Genomic DNA, 21,739 nt, shown 5'->3' on the forward strand with positions numbered 1-21,739 from the left:
CACAGATGTGACAAGTCTATTTTAGTAGCCAATAAACCTATCATTCATTTTGTTTGATACCATATTTTTTAATATCCCTGCATCTAATCTAAGACCGTATCTGTTTATGGTTTTAACAATGCCATCAGGTATCCCTGCACTTTTTAAATGTGCTCTAAACTTATGTATTAATTGATGATAATTATTATCTGAAATACTTTTATGATTTTCATACCATACTACTTTTATGATATCTTGTTTACGGTTGACATCACTAAATAAACACATTACCAATCTCTTTTGTTTTTCATTAATATCAATTGTTAGCTTTTTAGTATGAAAATGAATCTTGTTCATACAGCAATCCAGTGATATCTCTTTTTCATAATCAATCACTCCTTTCCCATTGACATCAATAAATTTACTGCCAGAGACAACAGAGACTGTATCGACATACATAAATAACCCCTCAAATACATTCACTCGGTTAATAAAGACCAATCACATACAACATTGATGTGATAAGAAAACAAGTGATTATTATTACTTTTGTTTAATGAATAAAACAAATTAAATTATATATTATAATTATATTTTATATTAAACGATAATTTAATACATATATATAATTCTTAACGAATAAAGTCACCAGATAATAATTGATCAAGTCAATAATTAGACAAAAACCATTAATCATGAAAATGCATTATTCATAGTAATAAGATAATACAGCATCATGATGGTATCATTCTTATTGAAAATGTTTGAAACTTGTTTTATTCATCCCAAAAGAAACATGCAACCACAGAGGTTAAAATACAATAAAGGCGAAAAACTTCAAGAGATAAATACTATTTAACAATATGAAAGCAAGTTATTTACTTAAAAACAAAATTATAACAATTATATGCTTTGCCTTTACAAATATTCATATACTTATTTTATTCACCCGCGATTCAATTTAAAAAAATAATCTTTACTAGACACTCTGCTATCAGACGTTGATTATAACACCGTCTCATTTATATAAGCATAAATACTATTCTTAGCCAAGCAGGTGTGTGTAATAAAAAAAATAACAGGATATCTAATTTAATACCCTATCAGAAGTAATTATTATTCCCCTTGACGTTTATCAAGGGGAATGGGATAGAATTAAAGCAAACATATTACATAATGAACTCGACCACACCACCATTTAAGTTGTACATGCTACCTACTATTTTTACTTTCCCTTCTTTTTCTAAGTTTCTAATTATTTCGCTATTTTTACGTATCTCATCTATGGTGTGTTTGACATTATTCTTCGCTACAGCATCGACGTATTTTTCATTTTTACTGCTTTTCTCTCCATCAAATTGCGTCGACTCAATTGCTGGCTTAATCTTATTAAGCAGACCAGTCAGGTTGCCAAGTTCAACGTTATCAATAGCTCCCTTGATTGCACCACAAGCCGTGTGCCCCATAACCAGGATGACTTTAGCTCCCGCAGCAGCACAAGCAAATTCCAGGCTACCTAATAAATCATCATTAGAGATGTTACCGGCAATTCTGGCATTAAAGGTTTCACCGATCCCCGTATCCAGCACTATCTCTGCTGGTGCGCGGGAATCAATACAACTCAAAATGACAGTGGTAGGGAACTGCCCTTCTGCACTACTGCGTTTTTGTGCAAGATAATCATGTTGTTGCATTTTACCAGAAACAAACCGCTTATTGCCCTGTTTTAAACTCTCAACTATTTGATCTGGCGTTAACTTATCACGTTCTTCTCTGGTCATAGCCGCTGCATATGATATTTGGGGTAGCCCCAAACCAATCCCACCGATGACGCTCGCAGCAGTGATACCCAATGCAGCTTTTAGTACATTCCGTCGGCTATTCGGGTGGTTATCTTCTGAACAACAACTTGGTATTTTACTCATACTCTCTCCTTGAAACTATTGTTGCCATTTTTGTTACTGCCGAATTAGTGAGCAGTCTTTTAAATGTAGTACATACAACTTGTATTACGCGACTGCCAATAGCGGAATTGAGAAAAAATAGGATCTTCTTGGCACGACAATAATCCTAGTCACTCCTTGCCCTTGAGGGCTTGATGATGGTCTCTCATCCATTGGGCCAACGAATCCAATGTTGGCTGTAATGTTTTGCCCAATGACGTAATTTCATATTCAACACGTGGGGGAACTTCGGCATAGATCTTGCGATAGACCAAACCGCGTTGTTCAAAAGCACGTAATTGCCGGGTAAGCTCTTTTTGGGTGATAGGCGCAATTGCCCGCTGCAACTCACCAAATCGGATAGGAGCCGCAGTGACGATCAAACGATAAAGAATTGGGATAGCCCACTTCCCCGCGATAAGTTCGACAAATTGCACCATCGGACACTTTTCTTCCACAATCGAATTGCCCGGCTCTAATTTATTTTTTGCTGTCAGCGGCTGATAGGTTGTCATTGCTTTCCTGTTGCATCATTAGTATCCAATTGGTACCTACTATACTTTAGATACTTTTGTATTAAAAATGGTCTTCCATTGTTATTAATGAGAAGACTCACCATGAATCGTTTAAATGATAAATATGCACTAATTACAGGAGGAACCAGTGGCATCGGGCTGGAAACTGCTCGTCAATTTCTGGCTGAAGGTGCAACCGTAGCAATCACGGGTAGAAATAGCGCAGCCTTGCAGGCCGCATATGAAGAGCTTGGCGACCAAGTTTTGCTGCTAAATAGTGATGCCAGTAATATTGCCGATCAATATCAGCTAGCGACAAAACTTACCCTGGTTTGGCCACGTCTCGATATCGTCTATATCAACGCAGGCGATGTTACTCATCGTTCGATAGAAGAGTGGGATGAAGAAAGTTTTGAGCGAGTATTATCAACTAATCTGAAAGGCCCTTTCTTCCTGTTACAAGCACTGTTGCCACTGCTGGCTAACCCTGCCTCGGTGATTCTTTGTGGCTCCGCCAGTGTTCATATCGGTTTACCGCAAAGCAACGTTTATGCCGCCAGCAAGGCGGGGTTACTCTCTCTTGCGCGAACCTTGTCAGGCGAGTGGGCAGACAGAGGAATCCGGGTCAATGGCTTGAGTCCTGGGCCGACACAGACGCCGGCACTGCAAAAACTGGGATTATCCGGCAGTGAACAAGAGCACCTTGCTGAACAAATCCGCCAACTGGTACCGATTAAGAGAATGGGAACATCTAGTGAGATTGCACATGCTGCGGTCTTTCTCGCCTCAGATGAATCCAGTTTTATCGTCGGAACAGAATTACGGGTAGATGGAGGCGTCAGCAGCCTTTAAATACCTTATCTAACAAGAAAATTAGTCACTTACTGGGCATATTGTCTTCATAATAAATTGGGTGCAGATTGGTGACTATTGCTAAATAGCACACTAATGTGAGGTGACACGATGAAGGCTGCAATAGTAGAGGCATTGGGTGAAGCGCCGGTTGTGAGGCAGTTTGTGGAGCCAACACCGCTGCACGGTGAAACGGTGATAAATGTTGCGGTTGCTGGTATCAAACAACTTGATCGCGGTATCGTTAAAGGCACCCATTATTCCAGCCCGAAAACATTACCTATCGTTCCTGGTACTGATGGTATCGGGCATTTACCTGATGGTTCACGTGTTTATTTTGCTTCATTTCGCCAACCTTTTGGTGCCATGGCCGAACGCACAGTAGCATCCTGGTATGTTCCGGTTCCGCCAGAAGTTGACAATGCGACTGCGGCAGCCTTGATTAACCCGGCATTGGCTGCCTGGTTACCGCTTTCCTGGCGGGCCAAGATCCAACCGGGTGAATCCGTGCTTATCCTTGGTGCGACGGGCACCTCAGGCAAACTGGCCATCGCAGCAGCACGTCATTTAGGGGCAGGCAGAGTCATCGCCGCCGGGAGGCGTCAGGATGTATTGGCAACACTGGGGGCCGATGCCACAGTAGACCTGACATTGCAGGGTGCGGAATTGACGCAGGCATTTACTCAAGCGGCGGGTCCCGCTGGGTATAACGTGATTGTGGATTATATCTGGGGGCCTGCTACCGAGGCTCTCTTCGCCGCACTGACCCATCATGACCTTGCCTCTCATGCTGGTGGCTCTGATCAAGGCATACGTTTAGTCAATGTTGGTTCCATGGCATCTCCAACACTACAACTCCCCGCCGCGGTGTTACGCAGCGCAAATTTGCACATACTGGGTAGTGGTACAGGTAATTTCCCAGCGATCCCTGAATTAAAACAAATTGTTTCAGATATTTTCGTTCTGGCGGCACAACAAAAGCTCGCTATTGAGACCCAGCTTCATTCACTGGATGATGTCACGGCAATCTGGGATATCAATAAAAACAGCGATATCCGCTCGGTGCTATCCATCGGATAATATCTGAGATAGAAAGAGCAAAATACGGGTTGGCCGAAATGGGCACAACCCGTGCTATCGCATTAAGATATCTGCAAGAAACGATCGAGCTGCCTGCGCAGTTGGTCATTTTCTTTCTTTAGCTGCTCAACCCTTTCCAGCAATGTTAGGGTCATTGCTACACCAGACCAGTCCAGATCCAACTCATTTTGTAGCCGCTGGGCGCGTTGAAGGCAACTCAGTGCATCAGCGTCAAAAATCCAGACGCTGTCAGCAGGCTCAAGTGGCACAATCACACCCAACCCGACCACCTCGACCAGTTCATCCTGCATTATTCCTGTTGACTGACATAATTCAGTCACGGTATAGGTGATTTCTATTTCAGCCATAATCTGTTACTCCCACCCGGTGCGAGGATTAAACGATGCCTGATCTGACAGTTGTTGCCAGAGCGCTCGCATTTTCTCGTCCGGTTTTGGCGGCATCACTACCTTGAGGATCGCGTACAGATCGCCGGTGCCTTTTTTGCTGACTAGCCCCTTGCCTTTGATACGCAATTTCTGACCACTTTGGCTACCTGCCGGGACCGTTAACGTTATTTTGCCCGTCAGTGTTGGCATCTCGACATTGGCACCTAATGCTGCTTCCCATGGGGCTAACGGCACCACTATTTGCAAATTCTGACCATCAACATCAAACAATGGATGCGGCGCAATACGAATAACCAGGAATAAATCGCCATTGGCTCCCCCGGCAAAACCCGGTGCACCCTGCCCTTTAAGACGAATACGCTCGCCATCTCCCACACCCGCAGGAATTTTCACTTTTAGCGTTTTGGCGGTCTCCGCTCCCGGATACCCCGAAGCATCAACTGTCGGTATTTTATAAGAAATAGAACGCGTCTGTTCCGCTAAAGTCTCTTCTAAAAAGATGGGTAACTCCATCTCAAGATCCTGGCCGCGTACACCGCGAGGTGATCGCTGAGAGGTGTGATGAGCGGAAGCACCACGGTTGGCAAAGAAAGATTCAAAAAAGTCTGAGAAATCTTGGGAACCGGCACCCGCACTGCTGTGCCATTGTTGATTACCTGAATTATAGGCAGCCTGTTGCTGTGTAAAACGCGGGTCATTACGGTGTAGCCTTAACTCGTCGTATTCGGCGCGCCGTTCAGTATCTTTTAATACCTCATAGGCCTCAGCGACCTCTTTGAACTTACTTTCAGCATCGGGTTCAGAGCTGACATCCGGGTGGTATTTACGCGCTAACTTGCGATAGGCCGTTTTAATATCTTTCAGGGAAGCGGTTGGTTCTACTCCCATCACGGCATAATAGTCTTTAAATTCCATGCGGTAATATCCTTAAATTCAATGTGCTATACCCAATAGATTTCAAGGTGCAGGAAGGTGGCAAGAAAAAGACAAATCGGTGGTGAACCGATTTGAACAACGTTGATACTCGCCCCGTCAGGTGAGCCTTAATCAGGCTCACTAATCCCGATCATGCTCACTCACGACAACTCAGTGATTAGGGGGACAAATCTGTCGGGAGCAGATTTGAACGCTGCTTGCAGCGGCCCAGAGGCAAGCCCATGAATGGGCCAAGTAACGGGAACAGCCAACCCACCTGCATTCTGAAAGATGACGGGTAAGATATAAGATATCCCCATCTGACTTATATAAAACTCATTTATGCATATTTCTCTCTTTGCCCGCCGTAAACAGTGCAAAGCTAACTGTAAACTATAGCGGTAATTGCTATTTTATGAGATAGACATTGATGATTTTCCATACTAAGAATTACAAATCATATAACTGATCCAATGGCTTATTTGCCGTAGACATCACTCTTTTCTGATTGACCTGCTTGACCGAAGCACGAGCCACTAATTTGCCCTGCAATAAGGTATTACTGAAGGGCGCATCTGGGCGTAATAAGCGTCGTTGCAATAACTGTATAGCTTCAGCCCCCAACTCATCTCGGGGAACATGCACCGCCGTCAGTGGAACATCATGAATCTCTGCCAGATTAAAACCATCCATACTCATAACGGATACGTTATCAGGCACGTTCATGTTCAGTTTATTCAATGCATTAACCGCACCAACCGCCATATAGTCCCCCCCGGCTAAAATGGCTGTCGGCAGTTGGCTCTTATCTTCACAACCTATGATAAAAGCGGTTAACGCTTGCTCAGCCTCTTCCGCGCCAAAGCCATGAGTGGTAATCAGATGCTGCCCATCATCAAAGCGCATATTGTTATCGGCGAAAGCCTCTTTTATTCCCACCAAGCGCAGTTCCATTGTGTTGCGGCGTAAACATTGCAGGGTCAGAATGCGCCGATGCCCTTGCTGTATCAAGTAGTTGGCAGAAAACTCACCAATCAGTTGGTGGTCTGGCGACACACTATCCAATGACATTTCTTTGTCACGGCAATTAATTAACACCGACGGCTTATGCACCCCAGCGGCTAATGTATGAATGCGTGGATCGTCGATACCAATAATGATTGCTGCTTCGGTTTGAGGATGGGTTATTTTTTCCAAAAATAACCCAATATCACAGTGAGTTTCAGATAATCCACAGTAGCGAATCATGACTTCATGTTGGCTGACCGCCTCAATAATCCCCTGAATAACTTTGTAGTAAAAAATATCGGTACGTACATCAAAGGCGCGATGAGGAGCAAATACCATAATATTATTTAGCATCAACCGCCCGCTGGACAAATTCTGCAATATCCCCTGCGACTGCGCATACGCCATTACCTGCTGTTTTGCTTTCGCACTGGTATTGGCTTTACCGGCTAATACTCTCGATACCGTGCTAATTGAAAGGCCAGTCTGATTAGCAATTTCTTGTATTTTTAGCTTTCCATTCATTTTGTGATCTCTCTCAAATTAGCAAATGAAAAAATTCTCATAGCCGGTGAATAGCTTATTCAGGCCGTTATTCAATATAAATGCTGAAATATTGCCCAGCTTATGAAAATCCTTTCAAAAAAATGCGTATTAAAGCCAATTTAAGCTAGCTACCTTGTTTTGGTAAACCAATTTTAAAAACTTATCAGTCCGGTTAACTTTGATTAAACATACAAAAAACAAATATTATCAATAAGTTGAGTTTTTTAAATCGAGTTTAATGTGAACGGAGTCACATTAAAACTCAGCGTAATCTTAATAACCGAGAATAGATCATACCAAAACAATAAGTTGGTCCGGTTAATTTACTGCCGACTAACATCAGGAGGCTGGGATGAGTGTTGAGATTAATCAATCCGCTAAAGTTGTCGAGCGGCGAAAAATAAAATCATTACGCTGGTGGATGCTGGCACTATTTCTACTCGGGGTCACCGTTAACTATATTACCCGTAACTCTCTGGGTATTCTGGCCCCTGAGTTAAAAACCAGCCTGAATATGACCACTGAACAATACTCGTGGATTGTGGCGTCTTTTCAGTTGGCTTACACCGTCTTCCAGCCACTCTGCGGTTGGCTGATTGATGTCATCGGCTTGAAAATGGGGTTCCTGATCTGCGCCAGTGTCTGGGCGGTGGTATGCATGATGCACGCAGGGGCTGGTACCTGGTTCCAATTGGCGGTGCTGCGCTTCTTTATGGGTAGTGCTGAAGCGGCGGCAACACCGGCAAACGCCAAAGCGATTTCTGACTGGTTCCCGAAAAAGGAACGCCCCATTGCTGCTGGCTGGGCGGGGGTGGGGTTCTCTATTGGTGCGATGTTAGCCCCACCAATTATCGTATTGGCTCATGTGGCTTTCGGCTGGCAAGGTGCATTCTTATTCTCCGGTGCTTTGGCTATGGTTTGGGTTGTGCTGTGGTGGCGTTTTTATCATTCACCTGACACCCATCCAAACCTGAGTAAGGAAGAGTTTGAACTGATTCACCAAGACAATGAACCGGTACTCCCTCGACTGCCTTTCCTTAAATCATTGGCTATTCTGAGTAAGAATAAGAAATTTTACGGTATCGCTATCCCGGCATTTTTAGCCGAGCCAGCATGGGCAGTATTTAGCTTCTGGGTTCCACTTTATTTGGCAACCGAGCGGGGCATGGATCTGAAACAGATTGCCATGTTCGCCTGGCTCCCCTTCCTGGCGGCAGATATCGGCAGTGTTGCCAGTGGCTATTTAACCAAACTCTACCAAAAATGGTTCGGTTGCAGTCGTATCAACTCAGTAGTTGCCAGCTCCGTAACCGGTGCCTTTATGATGGTTTCACTGGCCTTTGTTGCCATCACCAAAGACCCTTATCTGGCTATTGCTTTAATCTCTATTGGTGGCTTCGGTCATCAGGTTATCTCTTGCATGCTCAGTGCGTTAGTAGTTGATTCTTTTGATAAAAACCAAGTGGCCACCGTCAATGGTCTGCGCGGCTCTTCCGCCTGGATTGCCAGCTTCCTGTTTACTTTATTGATTGGGGCCGTATCCGACACCATTGGCTTTAACCCGCTGTTTATTGCTATGGGTTTCTTCGATTTGATTGGTGCTGTGTTCCTGGTTGCCCTGTTTGCTGAGCGCCGCAATAAAACACAACCGGTTGCCTGATGCTATTAACCCGGCAACGGTGCACCCGTACTGTTGCCAGAAAAAAGATGAGCTGTGATGAAAATATTAAAAAACTGGCAGTTAATAAATCAATATCCCGACCATTTGGAATTACTGGTCGATGATCATCATATATTTTGTCTGTATATATTAGAGCCAAACCTCTGCCGTGTGCTGATTAAAAAGAATGGTGAGCTGGCCTTAAACCGCACCTGGAGCATTGCCCCACAAGGCGACGTGCCATGGTCTGGCCGTGACCGACTTAGCCTGGACGGTTTCTCCATCCCAGGTTATCAATTGGAACACCATGAACAACAGTTGATAGTCACCACTGAATGTTTGCGAGTGACCATTTATCAACCGCTATATCTGGCATGGGAATATAAAAATCAGCACGGCGAGTGGCAGCCACTGGCGGCGGATCGGCCCACCAGCGCTTATTTACTCAGCCCCCATGGAGAAGCTATTGCTCACTATCAGCGGCGATATCCCAATGAGCAATATTACGGATTAGGTGAAAAGGCCGGTGATCTTAACCGTGCGGGTCGCCGCTTTGAAATGCGCAATTTAGATGCTATGGGTTACAACGCCGCCAGTACTGACCCACTCTACAAGCATATCCCGTTTACCATCACTCGCCGTGATGATGTCAGCTTTGGTCTTTTTTATGACAATTTAAGCAGTTGCTGGTTAGATTTAGGGAATGAGATTGATAACTACCATCTGGCCTATCGCCGCTATCAGGCTGAAGCTGGCGATCTCGATTACTATATGTTCCTCGGCCCGAAAGTGTTGGATGTCACCAAGGCATTTGTCCGCCTGACCGGCAAAACCAAATTTGGCCCCAAATGGAGCCTTGGGTACAGCGGTTCAACCATGCACTACACCGATGCTCCCGATGCACAGGTGCAATTGCAAAAATTCATTACACTCTGTCAGCAGCATGATATTCCTTGCGACTCTTTCCAGCTCTCATCGGGCTATACCTCAATCAACAACAAGCGTTATGTTTTTAACTGGAATTACGACAAAGTGCCGCAGCCCAAGGTGATGAGTCAGGCTTTCCTGCAAGCGGGCATTAAGTTAGCCGCCAATATTAAACCGTGTCTATTACAAGATCACCCACAATATCAGCACGTTGCCGAACGCGGATTATTTATTCGTGATGGCGAAAGCGGGTTGCCAGAGCGCTCTTCATTCTGGGATGATGAAGGCTCCCACCTTGATTTTACCAATCCGGCAACCGTGGATTGGTGGCAGGAGAATGTGACCAAACAACTGCTGGAGATGGGGATCGGTTCTACCTGGAATGATAATAATGAATATGAAGTGTGGGATGGTGAAGCGCGCTGCAATGGATTCGGTGAATCTATCGCTATCAAACATATCAGACCGGTAATGCCTTTGCTGATGATGCGTGCCTCAATGGAGGCTCAACAAGCATTTGCACCAGATATACGCCCGTATTTAATATCACGCTCTGGTTGTGCCGGTATGCAACGCTACGCCCAGACCTGGAGTGGTGACAACCGTACCAGTTGGCAAACGCTGCGCTATAACATCCGCATGGGGCTGGGGATGAGCCTGTCAGGGTTATACAACCTCGGCCACGACGTCGGTGGTTTTTCGGGTGACAAACCCGAAGCCGAGCTATTTATTCGCTGGGTACAAAATGGCGTGATGCATCCACGATTTACTATTCACTCATGGAATGACGACCACACGGTAAACGAGCCCTGGATGTACCCTGCTGCCACGCCGATGATTCGTGATGCTATGGCGCTGCGTTATCGGTTACTGCCCTATTTTTACACCTTACAGTGGCAGGCCACCCATGATGATGAGCCTATGTTGCGCCCTACTTTCCTCGATCATGAGCACGATAGTGGCACGTTTACAGAAAATGACGACTTTATGCTGGGTCGCGACTTGTTAGTTGCCAGTGTGGTAGAAGCCGGACAACGCCTGCGGGAAGTGTACTTACCTGATAATAGCCAGCCTGATAATAATGGCGGCTGGTATTGTTTCCACACCGGCCAATGGTATGGCGGCGGGCAAAAGATCATCCTTGATGCGCCACTGGAGCGTTTGCCACTATTGGTACGAGCCGGCGCAGCGCTGCCGCTGTCACGCCGCATCGCCTTTGTTAATGCCAAGTTGGACTCACAACGCGAGTTGGCACTCTACCCCACCAAGGGCGCGGGGCGATCGAGTGGAATGCTGTTTGAAGATGATGGCGAAAGCCACCGCTGGCAGCAGGGCCATGCATTGTGGCTGAGTTGGCAGGTGACTACCGATAATCACCGTATTGATATCACCTTTGCGCGCACCGGCAGCTATCAACCGGCGTGGCGTGAATTATCCGTTAGCCTGCCCGCAAATGAATATCGCAAGTTGTATATCAATGGTGTCGCCGGTAACGTATTGCAATTAAGCCAGTTAACTTAACCCACTGATAGCCAATAAAGAAACGGGTTCCATGCCAGAACCCGTTTCTTTTCCATTGATAACCTACCTGACTAGCGCAGCAGTTTTAACGCGCCAGTCAATGAACGAATCCATTTTTCTGGCCCGACCAATCCCAAACCATCGAGCTGTTCATCACAGAGAGAGTGTTGCGGGAACGCATCTGCATAATCCTGAAAGCTGTGCATTGCACGCGCAAATGCCGGGAAAGGCACAATTGCCCGTTCATTGGTCGCCGCCAATGCTTTCAACAGCACCTCTCTCATCTGCGAAGCATTTGCCTGTAAAATAGGTACCGGTAATTTTGAGCTAACATCAATTTCTTTCCCCCCTGAATCGGACAACATTGTCCCCGCCAGTTGCGGAAATTTTGCTGCTAAACCAATCCCTACCGCGCTGGTGGTATTGGCAATTAAACCAACAGGGAGTTCAGGGTTAACCATAATCGCGATCCGCATTTGCTCTGCCACAGCCACTGTCCTTTTACCGATAATATTTGCTCATAATCATATCCCTCGCTGGCAGGTAAGTGCTTTCTTTTATCACCTGAATTCAGCTAATATTGGTAATACATTCCCAAATAAAATAACAATCAGGTAGAAAATGCCATCATCAATCATAACACCGGCAGATATTAAAATACTGAAACAGTTACAGCATGCTGGCCGTATGACGAACCAGGAGCTGGCCGATAAAGTCGGGATGGCAACCTCCCCCTGCTGGCGGCGGGTAAAGCAATTAGAAGAGAGCGGAATTATTACCGGTTATCAAGCCAATATCGATCGACGAAAAATTGGTTTGGGAATCTTGGCATTTATTCGGGTGAAAATTGACAGCCACAGTGAAGAAGAAGCCAAGCTATTTGAAATGCAGGTAGGGGAGTTAACGCCGGTTATCGCTTGCTATGCTGTCGCTGGAGATGCTGACTTCCTGCTGCAAGTGGTCGCGGAAGACCTCGATAGTTTCTCCACTTTCGCCATGTCAGTTATCCGCCGATTATCGGGCATTAAAGAGATGCAAACCACCTTCGTCCTGCGCGAGGTAAAACCACTCGATCATTTGCCGCTGGAATAGATAAATGCTACGACCAGGCTATGGTGTTCGTATAGCGGCTAGTTATCGGTAAAGAGAGGTCAGCTAATCCCCCACTTATCGGCCTATGCCGCCAACACCCTATTTCGCCCTGCCGCTTTTGCACGGTAAAGAGCCTCATCCATGCGTTTGAATAAGCTATCAGTATCTTCGCCAGCCTGATGTTGTGCTACACCAATGCTTACAGTGAGTCGCGGCATATTGGGTTGACAGACTAACTGAACAGCCTCACGAATAGACTCCGCCACTTGTAATGCGCCCGCTAAATTGGTTGAAGGAAGCAGAATGGCAAACTCTTCGCCTCCCCAGCGGAAAATCATGTCACTTTCACGAATGCGAGATTCCAGGGTTCTTGCCAGTAATATCAAGACTTCATCACCCTTATGATGCCCGTGCAAATCATTTACTTGCTTGAAATGGTCTGCATCAACCAACATCAAGCTGAAGCCTTGTGCATAACGTTGGCTTTGCGCATTAGCATGTTCAACAAGATTAAAGAATTGCCGCCGATTCCCCAAGCCAGTCAGTGGATCCCGTAAGGCCGCATCTTCTAATGCCTGTTCAAGGCGTTTTTGTTCAGTAATGTCATGAATGATACAAAGCATTAACCGCATACCATCCAACTCAACGGGGCCGGCGTAAGTTTGCACGTGACGGGTATTTCCATCGGCTAATTTATGGATGAAGTTGAGAGGCTTGTGCCCACCAGGTAGCTTGGCCACTTCACGCATTACGGGCAAAACATCCTTACCCATGGTATTAATTTCCCAAGTATGTTTCATACACATCTCATCCCGGGAATAACCATAGAAACGGGTTGCTGCTTGATTAGCATCCACAATTTGGCCATCGTCCGATGGATCAATCAATAACATCGGGGCGGTGTTGGTGTCGAAAAATTGCTCATAAAAACCCCGTTCGTCGCGACAGTAGGGTTTAGAGCACAATCGACCGACATTGGGGCGAGTAACCTCCGCACCTGCAATATAAAGCCCTTCGAAAACAATAACGTCTCCGTGCGGTTCCAATTGTGTCAAAGAGAGCCGACAACTCAGGGGAAAGCTATTGCTTGCTGTTTGAATAGTCCAGATTTCAACGATTTGATCTTCTTCTGCCAAAGCCGGCAGGTATGCATCCAAATGCTGCTGTGCATGTGCTGAAAACCGGCCATTGCGCAGTAACTGGAGTGGGCTATCACCTGCAATTGTTCGGGCTTCCTTGTTAGCAAAAAGTATTTCCTGATTTTTGGGTAAAACGACCCAAACAGGCGTGCTCAAAATATTTAACGCATCTAAGTAGGCTATCAACATAGGGAATACCGATAGATATTTGGCATAAGAACAGAATACAGTTAATTACTTTGGTTTCACTACTTTTTAACGGCCGGCAAACAAACAGATCAGAGAGAATCACACTTCCTTCTTTTGTAGGTTATTCAGCGTAAAAACAATCACCTTCTAGCCGTAAATAGCGAGTGAATGTGATCTTTAAGCGATCTGATTCGTCACAGGTTAGTACCAACAGAACTGAACGTATCGGGTGTTTTATCGTTCCTAGTGTTTTGGCTGGTTTTGAAGTGAGGAGCATAAAGAATCGCTCCTTTCAGTATGGCGATATCTGCGTTAACGTGCTCACGGTATCGAGCGTAATTTCATATTCCGAGAAGAGGTTTATAAAATAAAACAATAAGTTAAAAATAAAAAATACAATCGAATCAGATTAATAATGCGTTTTCTCTCACATCTTTTCCAGAAAGTGCTCGCGTAGGCCCCTCTCCGTTGCCAAACTCGCTGAATATCCCAACAACTAGGGAGGGAATTCTCATGGGTGTGCCACAAACCAAATTAGAACTCCTATTAGCAATAGACAAAAACTTTAATAAATTGTCAGGTTATCTCGCATCAATTCCGCCCGAATCAGCATCAGATGAATCAATGGAAGGACATGCGAAAGACACTGTAATGAGCGTTTGCAATCTTGTCTCCTACTTACTTGGCTGGAACAATTTAGTTATCAAATGGATAACGCTTGATGAAAAGGGAAAGCCTGTTGATTTCCCGGAAACGGGTTATAAATGGAACCAACTGGGTCTTCTCGCCCAACGGTTTTATCGCGACTATAGCTATTTGGATTTACGCTCGCTAAGCAGCCAACTACAGAACGCTAAAAGCGAAATCGTTGAATTGATCAATAAGCGATCTGACGATGACCTGTATGGAAAAGCTTGGTATGGCAAATGGACCATGGGAAGAATGATTTCTTTCAATACATCTTCCCCCTACTCCAACGCCTGCGGCAGGTTAAGAAAATGGGCAAAGGAAAACAACCTCAAGCTATGAGGGAAGCTGCCGGGAAAGTGGGGCGCGGGAAGTGGTTCTTCTGGGTTTGGTACCTCCTCTCAGGTATAGCGTTCAAAAACTGCGACGACGTCCTTATCTCTGCACGACAAACTGGTTACCAGACTCAACCAGACGGCTATGTGCGCTTTGACTGGCGCGGTAAACCTATGGAAGGGGAGTTTTACCGGTATGAGTCGTTTGGCGCTGAAATTGATCCTAAACTTGGATATGTCCGGCCATTTGGTAAAGAGTTCAGACAGCAACTGGTTGATAATTTGCAGGTAACTCAGAGATAGCCTTAACTCCACACCATGACTTTTCATTACCCGGAATTAAAAACGTGCCAGGGAGGCTCCCGGCGGCGTTTGGTGCATGTCATGGGTTATGTCTGCAACGTGCATTGACGATATCTCCTCATCCGGCCCCTGCCAGAAAGCGGTGATGAAAATAGGATGGCCTGCCAGAAAAGCCAAGGCTAATTTTCCAACAGTGTGAAAACGAGCGATTGGAAGGTGCCGGAAAACGGTCGTTTGTTGGCATGACTTGCCCCACCGTATATGCAATAAACGATTGGGTTCCGTAAAAAACCACGGCTTACGAGTAAGTTGTATTACGCAGGAGGATTTTGTGTTGGAGATAAACGCTCCAACAAACTCTCAAGCGGAGAACCATCAAACACGAACTCAATAACGTTTCTGAGGCGGCCAGATTGCGGATCTTGCACTATGTTATTGCAAGCTTGAATAAAGTTATCCATAGCTGACCCGAACTGTTTCTCATATAATTCTTTATTGATGCAGATATCCATCATTTTTGAGATGAAAAAGCGCATATCTGGAATCGCACGATTTTTAATCGTAGCCTCCATGTCCTGCACTGTTGCTGACTTAAATGCAATGTTTTGACGCTCTCCCCAAGCATTGTGTTCAGCTAGATAGCAACAGGCGTCGTATACAGATGTCTTAGCTTGCACCACGCATTTAACCTTTTCGAATTCAGCTCGGATCAAAGGATGAAGATTGTTACCCTGATATAAATAGGGGAGTTCAGCGTCCTCTGAATTCTTGCGTCGGAAAGCCGAAATCCACTCAGTCAAGGTCTTATCCACTAGGGTAAGACCACCAGGAAGTTTCGAAATAGTTTCGCAAAGCGAGCTGACCACATTGGCAGCCATCAAATGTGATTTACTGGAAAGTTCTGTCGCTTCGGCGAACAGTTGTTCTTCTGTTAAATCACGGTCCCATACAAATCGCTCTAAGAATGTGTAGACCGCATGTTCGGCATTCATTACGTCAGTTTTCGCGATATAGTCACCAATAATTTCAGAAAGTTGGGAAGTATCGAATAAACCAGACTGCAAAAATTCGACCACCAAAAGTTCGAAATCATCACACTGTGAAATTTTGAGTTCATGAGTAAGTTGCCGCCATCTCGCATACTGCTTAATGTCTTCCGTTTTTTCGTTCGCTTTTTGTGTGTTGAAAAAGTTCCCTATGTTCCCAGTGCCTTGGTTGAGCACAAAGTCGAAGTCCGGGCCATCCTCGATACCCTTATAGTGGATTGCTGTGAGGAGGACAGTCGAAGGGATCACTCGCCAGAGCACAGCCTCTGTCAGTTCTTGTCTACCATCTAAGATGCTGTTGATTATTCTAATAACCTTTCGAATAATACGAATGTTGGTCAGACCGCAGGATATAACTGCGGGTCGAATTTGCTTTGCATAATCCGAAGTGGTCAATCCAATCGCGATGTCAAAAGCTTCAGATGTTGATGTTGTTAGCCTAAGCTCTTGATCGACAACCTTCTCACGAAGCAAGTCCCACACATCCCGTTTGGCGAGTTGGTCGCTATTGAGAATGAGCACAAAGCGACACTCATGTTGCTGGGTGAACTCATCGATAAAACCTAACACCTCGTCAATATTTAGTTTTTCATGCTTTCGTTCGATATCATCGAGGACAATCAACTTTTGCCGAAGTATCGCAGGGGCAAAGACCAGGCCGATATCATTCAGAGCACCAAATCCTTTGTGAAACCCTTCTAGCACCTTAACGCCCGACTTTACGGTTTGCTGCGCACTAGCCCACAATCCCGGATTGGCCTCGATCGCTGGCACTGCACTTTGAATTAGCTTCATTTTGACTTGATCCATCTCGGTTAAGCCAAAGAGAGAGGCATAAAGCGCCCCCTTGACCGTCTCATCGACGGACGATGTTTTGACCTGCTCCCACATGTAGCTCTTGCCAGTGCCCCATTTACCCGACAACGCAATGACCTTGTTGTCCTTTATCGCAAGCAAGTGCGTCAACCGTTCCTTTGTCGATTTCAATGACATATACCCCTCCCAAAACTGCGCTTTCCTTTCAAGATACATCAGGCGCACGGGGCTATACAGCGCACTAATTACCGTGCGATTTAGTGCGTTCAGAATATGAACGCAGTTATATGATATATGAAGCTTTTATTGAAATTCAGCGTGTGCTATGTTGGGCCTGACACCTACCTCATACGGTAAACCGGTCCGGGTTGGTGGAGCTTTACCGCGCATCTGCGGAAAACGTCAGGACGGGAACTCTGCAAAACGTTGATTGTGGTAGGTAGGGCGCGCAAGCGTTTGATGCAGCCAAGCAGAGGGTGAAAGTAGCTATCGGCGGATTCTTGAGTAACTACTTTTGCGCATAATGCATCTTTCAAGAAAGGTCGTCACACCACGAGGAAGACTTGTTCTTCATCTGGCGGGGGAACCGAGCAACCTACAGGCTATCTTCTCAGATGGCCTAAGGGTTGGTATGTCCGGCTTCCCCCCCGAGGAAGGGTTAACATCTTAAAGAACAATTTATGTTTTAATATTTTTAACAATTACGCTTTTCTCATTCTCGTTGTATTAAACCTTTCCCGTTAAAAGTAAACTTGCCGTTTTCCCACCTTCGCAACACACAAACCTGAACCGATAGCTGCTAACCAGAAACTGGTTCGCGGTGTAAACATAGCCAGATTAGCTGGACGCGGAAAAGTGGATCTCCTAGGGTTGCCAGCGCCCCTCTCAGGCATTGCGTTCAAAAACTTCGGCGGCAGCAGAATCATCCTTATAGTGGCATAATGGCTCGGATGATAGATTCTTTTAGTGGCAGGTGTTCTATGGAAAAAACGGTTATTTTTCTAAAAATCATGACCTTTTGCGTTGTCTTAATGTGCATTGGAGTTGCAATAGGCCTTTTTGTGGGCTTTCACTACGGTTTTAAGCCAACCGTTTCCGTTGTTGTATCCATGTCCATTTTCTCTATGTATTTAGGGTATTGGATCTACAGTAGCGAACGACGCGCGGATAAGAACTTTGCAAAGTTTAGGCATATGCAAGTCAAGCATGAGATGACAACCCTGCTATTGAACGAAGCGCTCAAAAACACAAATAGGGAATTAATTGACAAGGTTGCACCAGATGCACCTGACAGCACTTTAAAACAGCAATACCAGAGTCTAAAGAGGATGGAACAACTCTGGGGTTCAGAGAGTGAGGGCTAAAACTACAATATACTCAAACAGTAGTCGGCATATGTTTGAAGTGGTCAACAAAAACTGGCCACCGCGTTAGAGTTTTTCCAGTATCGATTTTCTGATTCGTTTGGTGGCAACCCACCGTTATATTCGTGCGGCCTGAGTGCGCTGTAATATCCAACGATATAGTCCGTTATGGCGTGAGTCGCATCGCTGAAGCTTACGTAACCTGTCACTGGCACCCATTCGTTTTTCAGACTCCGGAAGAAGCGTTCCATTGGGCTATTATCCCAACAGTTTCCACGCCGGCTCATACTCTGTCTGATCCGGTAGCGCCACAGTAACTGCCGGAACTGCCTGCTCGTATAATGACTGCCCTGATCGCTGTGGAACATCACTCCTGCGGGCTTACCCCGAGTTTCCCATGCCATTTCCAGTGCTTTCATGGTGAGTCTACTGTCCGGCGAGAACGACATTGCCCAGCCCACTGGCTTTCTTGCAAACAGATCGAGAACAACAGCGAGGTATGCCCAACGTTTGCCTGTCCAGATATAGGTCACATCACCGCACCACACCAGGTTTGGCTCTGTTACGGCGAACTGTCGCTCAAGGTGATTCGGGATAGCAACGTGTTCATGACCGCCACGCTTATACCGGTGAGTCGCCTGCTGGCAACTGACCAGCCCCAGTTCTTTCATGAGCCTGCCAGCAAGCCAGCGCCCCATCTGGTAGCCTCTCTGCGTTGCCATTGTGGCGATGCTTCTTGCTCCGGCCGAACCGTGGCTGATGCCATGTAGCTCAAGTACCTGACTTCGTAACACAGCCCGTCTGCCGTCTGGTTTTTCAGGACGGTTTTTCCAGTATTTATAGCTGCTGCGATGAACCCCAAACACATGGCAGAGAGTGGCCACAGGATAACGCGCTCTGAGTTTCCCGATTATCGAGAACTGTTCAGGGAGTCTGACATCAAGAGCGCGGTAGCCTTTTTTAATATTTCGTTTTCCATTTCAATACGTTGTAGCTTTTTCTTCAGCTCACGTATTTCGATTTGTTCCGGTGTTATCGGAGAGGATTTTGGTGTTTTGCCCTGACGCTCTTCACGCAGTTGCTTGGCCCATTTTGTCATCGTGGAAAGACCGACATCCATAGCCTTAGCGGCATCAGAGACGGTGTAGTTTTGATCGACAACCAACTGAGCGGATTCGCGTTTGAATTCAGGACTAAAATTTCTTCTTTTCATTGGAGCACCTGTGTTGTTCTGAGGTGAGCATATCACCTCTGTTCAGGTGGCCAAATTCAGTAAACCACTTCAGACAGATCATCCAACTTATAAGCAATCTTCAGACCTACTTCATCCGAACACTCTCTATTTTTAATAACCTGACCATTAGCGTTTGCAAATATAGTGTACAACTTATAGAAATCATTTATATTTTCATCGAGTTTACAATTTTCTAATACATCCGGCATAGGGAGAAGTTTAGAATTATCTATTTTAAAATTTAGACCTGCAAAAGCAGTTGAAGATAAAATGATATAGCATATTCCGCTCAGGAACATAATTTTGAGTCTATCTTTGCCCATATACTTAATTCCCTATAAATATTAGGCATTAAATATAGCTTATATCCCCATATAATTGGTACTAAATAAACGGATGCAAATCACAATTATCTAAACAAGATTTCATGACGAAATCCTCTACAGCCCCCGCCCTATCTGGCCTACATAATACCGCAACGGAATAGTTTCTTAACAGGATTACCCCTTAACCCCTCAAAACCATGCAAAAATGAAACTGCGACAACATTTTTTATTTGATTATCATTATTGTTTGTTGTTGATATGCATTCTCACTTACATATACATAACACCTAACCACCTCTTTGCTATCTGTTATGTCTGTTTATCATTTGGGTACACCCCAACGATAGGTTAGAAGTCATAGTGAAAAACCTATCATTTAGACCTTGATATAACCTATTTGATAAATTATCATTGAGATAACTTAAATGATAAATGAAGGTGTGATATGAAATATGGATACGCCCGTGTCTCTAGCAAAGGTCAAAATCTAGCACGACAGCTAGCCGTACTTGAGCCACTGTGTGACGAGGTAGTCACCGAGACTGAATCTGGCAAGACGACTAAAGACAGACCAGAGTTAAAGCGTCTCATGGCCTTGCTACGTTCTGGTGATGAGTTAACAGTTAAATCAATTGATCGACTTGCAAGAAACACCAAAGAACTCTTACAACTAATTGATGTGCTAATCGAGAAAAACGTTAAAGTCACTTTTATTGATAACAATCAGACGTTTGATAATAGTCCTACATCAAGATTGATACTCACTATGATGGGTGCTGTAGCAGAGTTTGAACGAGGGATTATTGCTGCTCGCCGTGATGAAGGGATTGCGATAGCGAAAGAAAAAGGGAAATACAAAGGCAAGCAGGCAAACAAAGAACTGCATGCAAAGGTCTTACGGTTACTTGCAGCAGGTAACAACACGATTGAAGAAATAGCCAAAATTGCACAGTGTGGTGTTGCTACCGTTTACCGTATCAAGAAGACTATGAATAACTAATCACACAATGCTAGCGCCTTGATAACCCTTGCATTAAGGCCCCTTGCGGGGCTTAGTCATACAAACCTACAGCTATACACAAACTCTTCTCTACAGCCTTTCTACGCGCTGTAAACAGCTATCGATATTTTGATATTATAAATGCGAATGATTCGCGTCTGGTTGAAGTGCTTAACAGTGCGGACACTTAGCAGGCAATATTTTAAGGCAAGAAAAGATAGAAAGTAGTCCCTTTTAAAAGAGGCCAGAATGGGGGGGAAGTAGAACTGTGGGCAATAGAAGCCATAAAGCCCCGTTGGTGATACAACAACCATAAGCGGAGCGTAGCGACTTCATCAGTATTCTCATTACACAATAACTTATCAGGATGCCTTGTGTACCATAATCGGAGCGTGGGCGAGACGCAGACAGAGCTTGCATAAGGTGTGCAAGTACCATCACCATAAACCTGTTTTGGCTATCATAGACAGCACATCGGGCTTAAATGCTTATTGTGTAGTGTTTTGGGTAAAGTTTAGAGCCTACATGGTTTGTGCGGCATAGATTTCTTGTTGTACTGTCGCGGTAAGACTCTGGAAGAACCGCCAGTGTATTGATATGCTACCCAAATTAACCACACACCAAAACGCGACAGGTGTTCGTGTAGTTCAATGGCAACAATTAGAGAGACTATGGATTTCTAACTTGTTGATTTAGCTGCGTAGTGTAGCTAAATGAGACAGTGGAGCGGGTGAAGGGAATCGAACCCTCGTATAGAGCTTGGGAAGCTCTCGTTCTACCATTGAACTACACCCGCTTCGGTGTGCGGTTTGCATTATAACCGGTTCTTTCTCGTGGGCAAGCGAAGATATG

The 21,739-nt window shown here is 45.1% G+C and carries 20 protein-coding genes and 1 tRNA gene; 9 read left to right on the forward strand and 12 right to left on the reverse strand.

The annotated features are described in order from the left end of the window. Positions 1 to 21: 21 nt before the first annotated feature. From Q2T72_RS17640 to Q2T72_RS17650, 3 genes are all read right to left on the reverse strand, one after another. Positions 22 to 438, reverse strand: coding sequence for a helix-turn-helix domain-containing protein (locus Q2T72_RS17640; RefSeq protein WP_083162799.1), 417 nt, complete (start codon positions 436 to 438; stop codon positions 22 to 24). A gap of 710 nt (positions 439 to 1,148) precedes the next feature. Continuing rightward, positions 1,149 to 1,904 (reverse strand): carbonic anhydrase, encoded by a 756-nt coding sequence (locus tag Q2T72_RS17645; protein WP_083162797.1) that lies wholly within the window; start codon positions 1,902 to 1,904, stop codon positions 1,149 to 1,151. Between the two features lie 149 nt (positions 1,905 to 2,053). Further along, the gene (locus Q2T72_RS17650) at positions 2,054 to 2,437 is read right to left on the reverse strand and encodes a helix-turn-helix domain-containing protein (RefSeq protein WP_083162795.1); all 384 of its coding nucleotides are present in this window, start codon (positions 2,435 to 2,437) and stop codon (positions 2,054 to 2,056) included. Between the two features lie 102 nt (positions 2,438 to 2,539). Here Q2T72_RS17650 and Q2T72_RS17655 point away from each other — a divergent pair, with 102 nt between their 5' ends. Then, positions 2,540 to 3,289, forward strand: a complete 750-nt coding sequence (locus tag Q2T72_RS17655; protein WP_083162793.1) for an SDR family oxidoreductase — start codon at positions 2,540 to 2,542, stop codon at positions 3,287 to 3,289. 111 nt (positions 3,290 to 3,400) lie between these two features. Then, entirely contained in the window at positions 3,401 to 4,369 is a 969-nt protein-coding gene (locus Q2T72_RS17660) for a zinc-binding alcohol dehydrogenase family protein (RefSeq protein WP_372569574.1), read from the forward strand. A 62-nt stretch (positions 4,370 to 4,431) separates the two neighbouring features. Here Q2T72_RS17660 and cbpM read toward each other — a convergent pair whose 3' ends face one another. From cbpM to Q2T72_RS17675, 3 genes are all read right to left on the reverse strand, one after another. After that, a complete protein-coding gene (gene cbpM / locus Q2T72_RS17665; protein WP_083162789.1) occupies positions 4,432 to 4,737 on the reverse strand; it encodes a chaperone modulator CbpM in 306 nt (101 codons plus the stop codon). Between the two features lie 6 nt (positions 4,738 to 4,743). Then, positions 4,744 to 5,694 (reverse strand): curved DNA-binding protein, encoded by a 951-nt coding sequence (gene cbpA / locus Q2T72_RS17670; RefSeq protein WP_083162787.1) that lies wholly within the window; start codon positions 5,692 to 5,694, stop codon positions 4,744 to 4,746. Between the two features lie 450 nt (positions 5,695 to 6,144). Continuing rightward, entirely contained in the window at positions 6,145 to 7,227 is a 1,083-nt protein-coding gene (locus Q2T72_RS17675) for a LacI family DNA-binding transcriptional regulator (RefSeq protein WP_102970537.1), read from the reverse strand. A gap of 373 nt (positions 7,228 to 7,600) precedes the next feature. On the opposite strand from Q2T72_RS17675, the gene Q2T72_RS17680 reads away from it, so the two are divergent. Together Q2T72_RS17680 and Q2T72_RS17685 are read left to right on the forward strand one after the other, a co-directional pair. Continuing rightward, positions 7,601 to 8,908: an MFS transporter gene (locus Q2T72_RS17680; RefSeq protein WP_083162785.1), complete on the forward strand. Its 1,308-nt coding sequence runs from the start codon at positions 7,601 to 7,603 to the stop codon at positions 8,906 to 8,908. Positions 8,909 to 8,965: 57 nt separating this feature from the next. Then, positions 8,966 to 11,356, forward strand: a complete 2,391-nt coding sequence (locus Q2T72_RS17685; RefSeq protein ID WP_372569575.1) for a TIM-barrel domain-containing protein — start codon at positions 8,966 to 8,968, stop codon at positions 11,354 to 11,356. A gap of 71 nt (positions 11,357 to 11,427) precedes the next feature. On the opposite strand, the gene Q2T72_RS17690 is transcribed toward Q2T72_RS17685, so the two are convergent. Beyond that, positions 11,428 to 11,850, reverse strand: a complete 423-nt coding sequence (locus tag Q2T72_RS17690) for a DUF2000 family protein (RefSeq protein ID WP_372569576.1) — start codon at positions 11,848 to 11,850, stop codon at positions 11,428 to 11,430. Between the two features lie 127 nt (positions 11,851 to 11,977). Here Q2T72_RS17690 and Q2T72_RS17695 point away from each other — a divergent pair, with 127 nt between their 5' ends. After that, positions 11,978 to 12,448 carry an Lrp/AsnC family transcriptional regulator gene (locus Q2T72_RS17695; RefSeq protein WP_372569577.1) on the forward strand — a complete coding sequence of 157 codons (471 nt, stop codon included), beginning with the start codon at positions 11,978 to 11,980 and terminating at the stop codon, positions 12,446 to 12,448. 83 nt (positions 12,449 to 12,531) lie between these two features. On the opposite strand, the gene Q2T72_RS17700 is transcribed toward Q2T72_RS17695, so the two are convergent. Beyond that, a complete protein-coding gene (locus tag Q2T72_RS17700) occupies positions 12,532 to 13,776 on the reverse strand; it encodes a diguanylate cyclase (RefSeq protein ID WP_372569578.1) in 1,245 nt (414 codons plus the stop codon). Between the two features lie 513 nt (positions 13,777 to 14,289). On the opposite strand from Q2T72_RS17700, the gene Q2T72_RS17705 reads away from it, so the two are divergent. Both Q2T72_RS17705 and Q2T72_RS17710 read left to right on the forward strand, forming a co-directional pair. Next, positions 14,290 to 14,805, forward strand: coding sequence for a ClbS/DfsB family four-helix bundle protein (locus Q2T72_RS17705; protein ID WP_372569579.1), 516 nt, complete (start codon positions 14,290 to 14,292; stop codon positions 14,803 to 14,805). After that, complete coding sequence (locus tag Q2T72_RS17710) at positions 14,775 to 15,101, forward strand: hypothetical protein (protein WP_372569580.1); 327 nt, start codon at positions 14,775 to 14,777, stop codon at positions 15,099 to 15,101. Before Q2T72_RS17705 ends, Q2T72_RS17710 begins: the two co-directional genes overlap by 31 nt. Before the next feature lie 314 nt (positions 15,102 to 15,415). Here the strand turns inward: Q2T72_RS17710 and Q2T72_RS17715 are convergent, their stop codons facing one another. Then, the gene (locus Q2T72_RS17715; RefSeq protein ID WP_372569581.1) at positions 15,416 to 17,140 is read right to left on the reverse strand and encodes a hypothetical protein; all 1,725 of its coding nucleotides are present in this window, start codon (positions 17,138 to 17,140) and stop codon (positions 15,416 to 15,418) included. A gap of 803 nt (positions 17,141 to 17,943) precedes the next feature. Here Q2T72_RS17715 and Q2T72_RS17720 point away from each other — a divergent pair. Next, entirely contained in the window at positions 17,944 to 18,327 is a 384-nt protein-coding gene (locus tag Q2T72_RS17720) for a hypothetical protein (protein ID WP_372569582.1), read from the forward strand. Between the two features lie 44 nt (positions 18,328 to 18,371). On the opposite strand, the gene Q2T72_RS17725 is transcribed toward Q2T72_RS17720, so the two are convergent. Both Q2T72_RS17725 and Q2T72_RS17730 read right to left on the reverse strand, forming a co-directional pair. Further along, positions 18,372 to 19,540, reverse strand: a protein-coding gene (locus Q2T72_RS17725; RefSeq protein ID WP_372568609.1) for an IS3 family transposase whose coding sequence is annotated in 2 segments (ribosomal slippage) — positions 18,372 to 19,291 and positions 19,291 to 19,540 — 1,170 coding nt in all. Because the reading frame shifts where the segments join, the coding sequence is not laid out codon by codon here. Between the two features lie 56 nt (positions 19,541 to 19,596). Next, positions 19,597 to 19,884 carry a hypothetical protein gene (locus tag Q2T72_RS17730; RefSeq protein WP_372569583.1) on the reverse strand — a complete coding sequence of 96 codons (288 nt, stop codon included), beginning with the start codon at positions 19,882 to 19,884 and terminating at the stop codon, positions 19,597 to 19,599. A gap of 448 nt (positions 19,885 to 20,332) precedes the next feature. Between Q2T72_RS17730 and Q2T72_RS17735 the strand changes: the two genes are divergently transcribed. Next, positions 20,333 to 20,887 carry a recombinase family protein gene (locus Q2T72_RS17735; RefSeq protein ID WP_038633110.1) on the forward strand — a complete coding sequence of 185 codons (555 nt, stop codon included), beginning with the start codon at positions 20,333 to 20,335 and terminating at the stop codon, positions 20,885 to 20,887. Between the two features lie 722 nt (positions 20,888 to 21,609). On the opposite strand, the gene Q2T72_RS17740 is transcribed toward Q2T72_RS17735, so the two are convergent. Next, positions 21,610 to 21,683 (reverse strand) — tRNA-Gly (locus Q2T72_RS17740). Positions 21,684 to 21,739: the final 56 nt, after the last annotated feature.

This window comes from Yersinia sp. 2466 StPb PI, from assembly GCF_041538325.1.
Taxonomy (GTDB): domain Bacteria; phylum Pseudomonadota; class Gammaproteobacteria; order Enterobacterales; family Enterobacteriaceae; genus Yersinia; species Yersinia enterocolitica_E.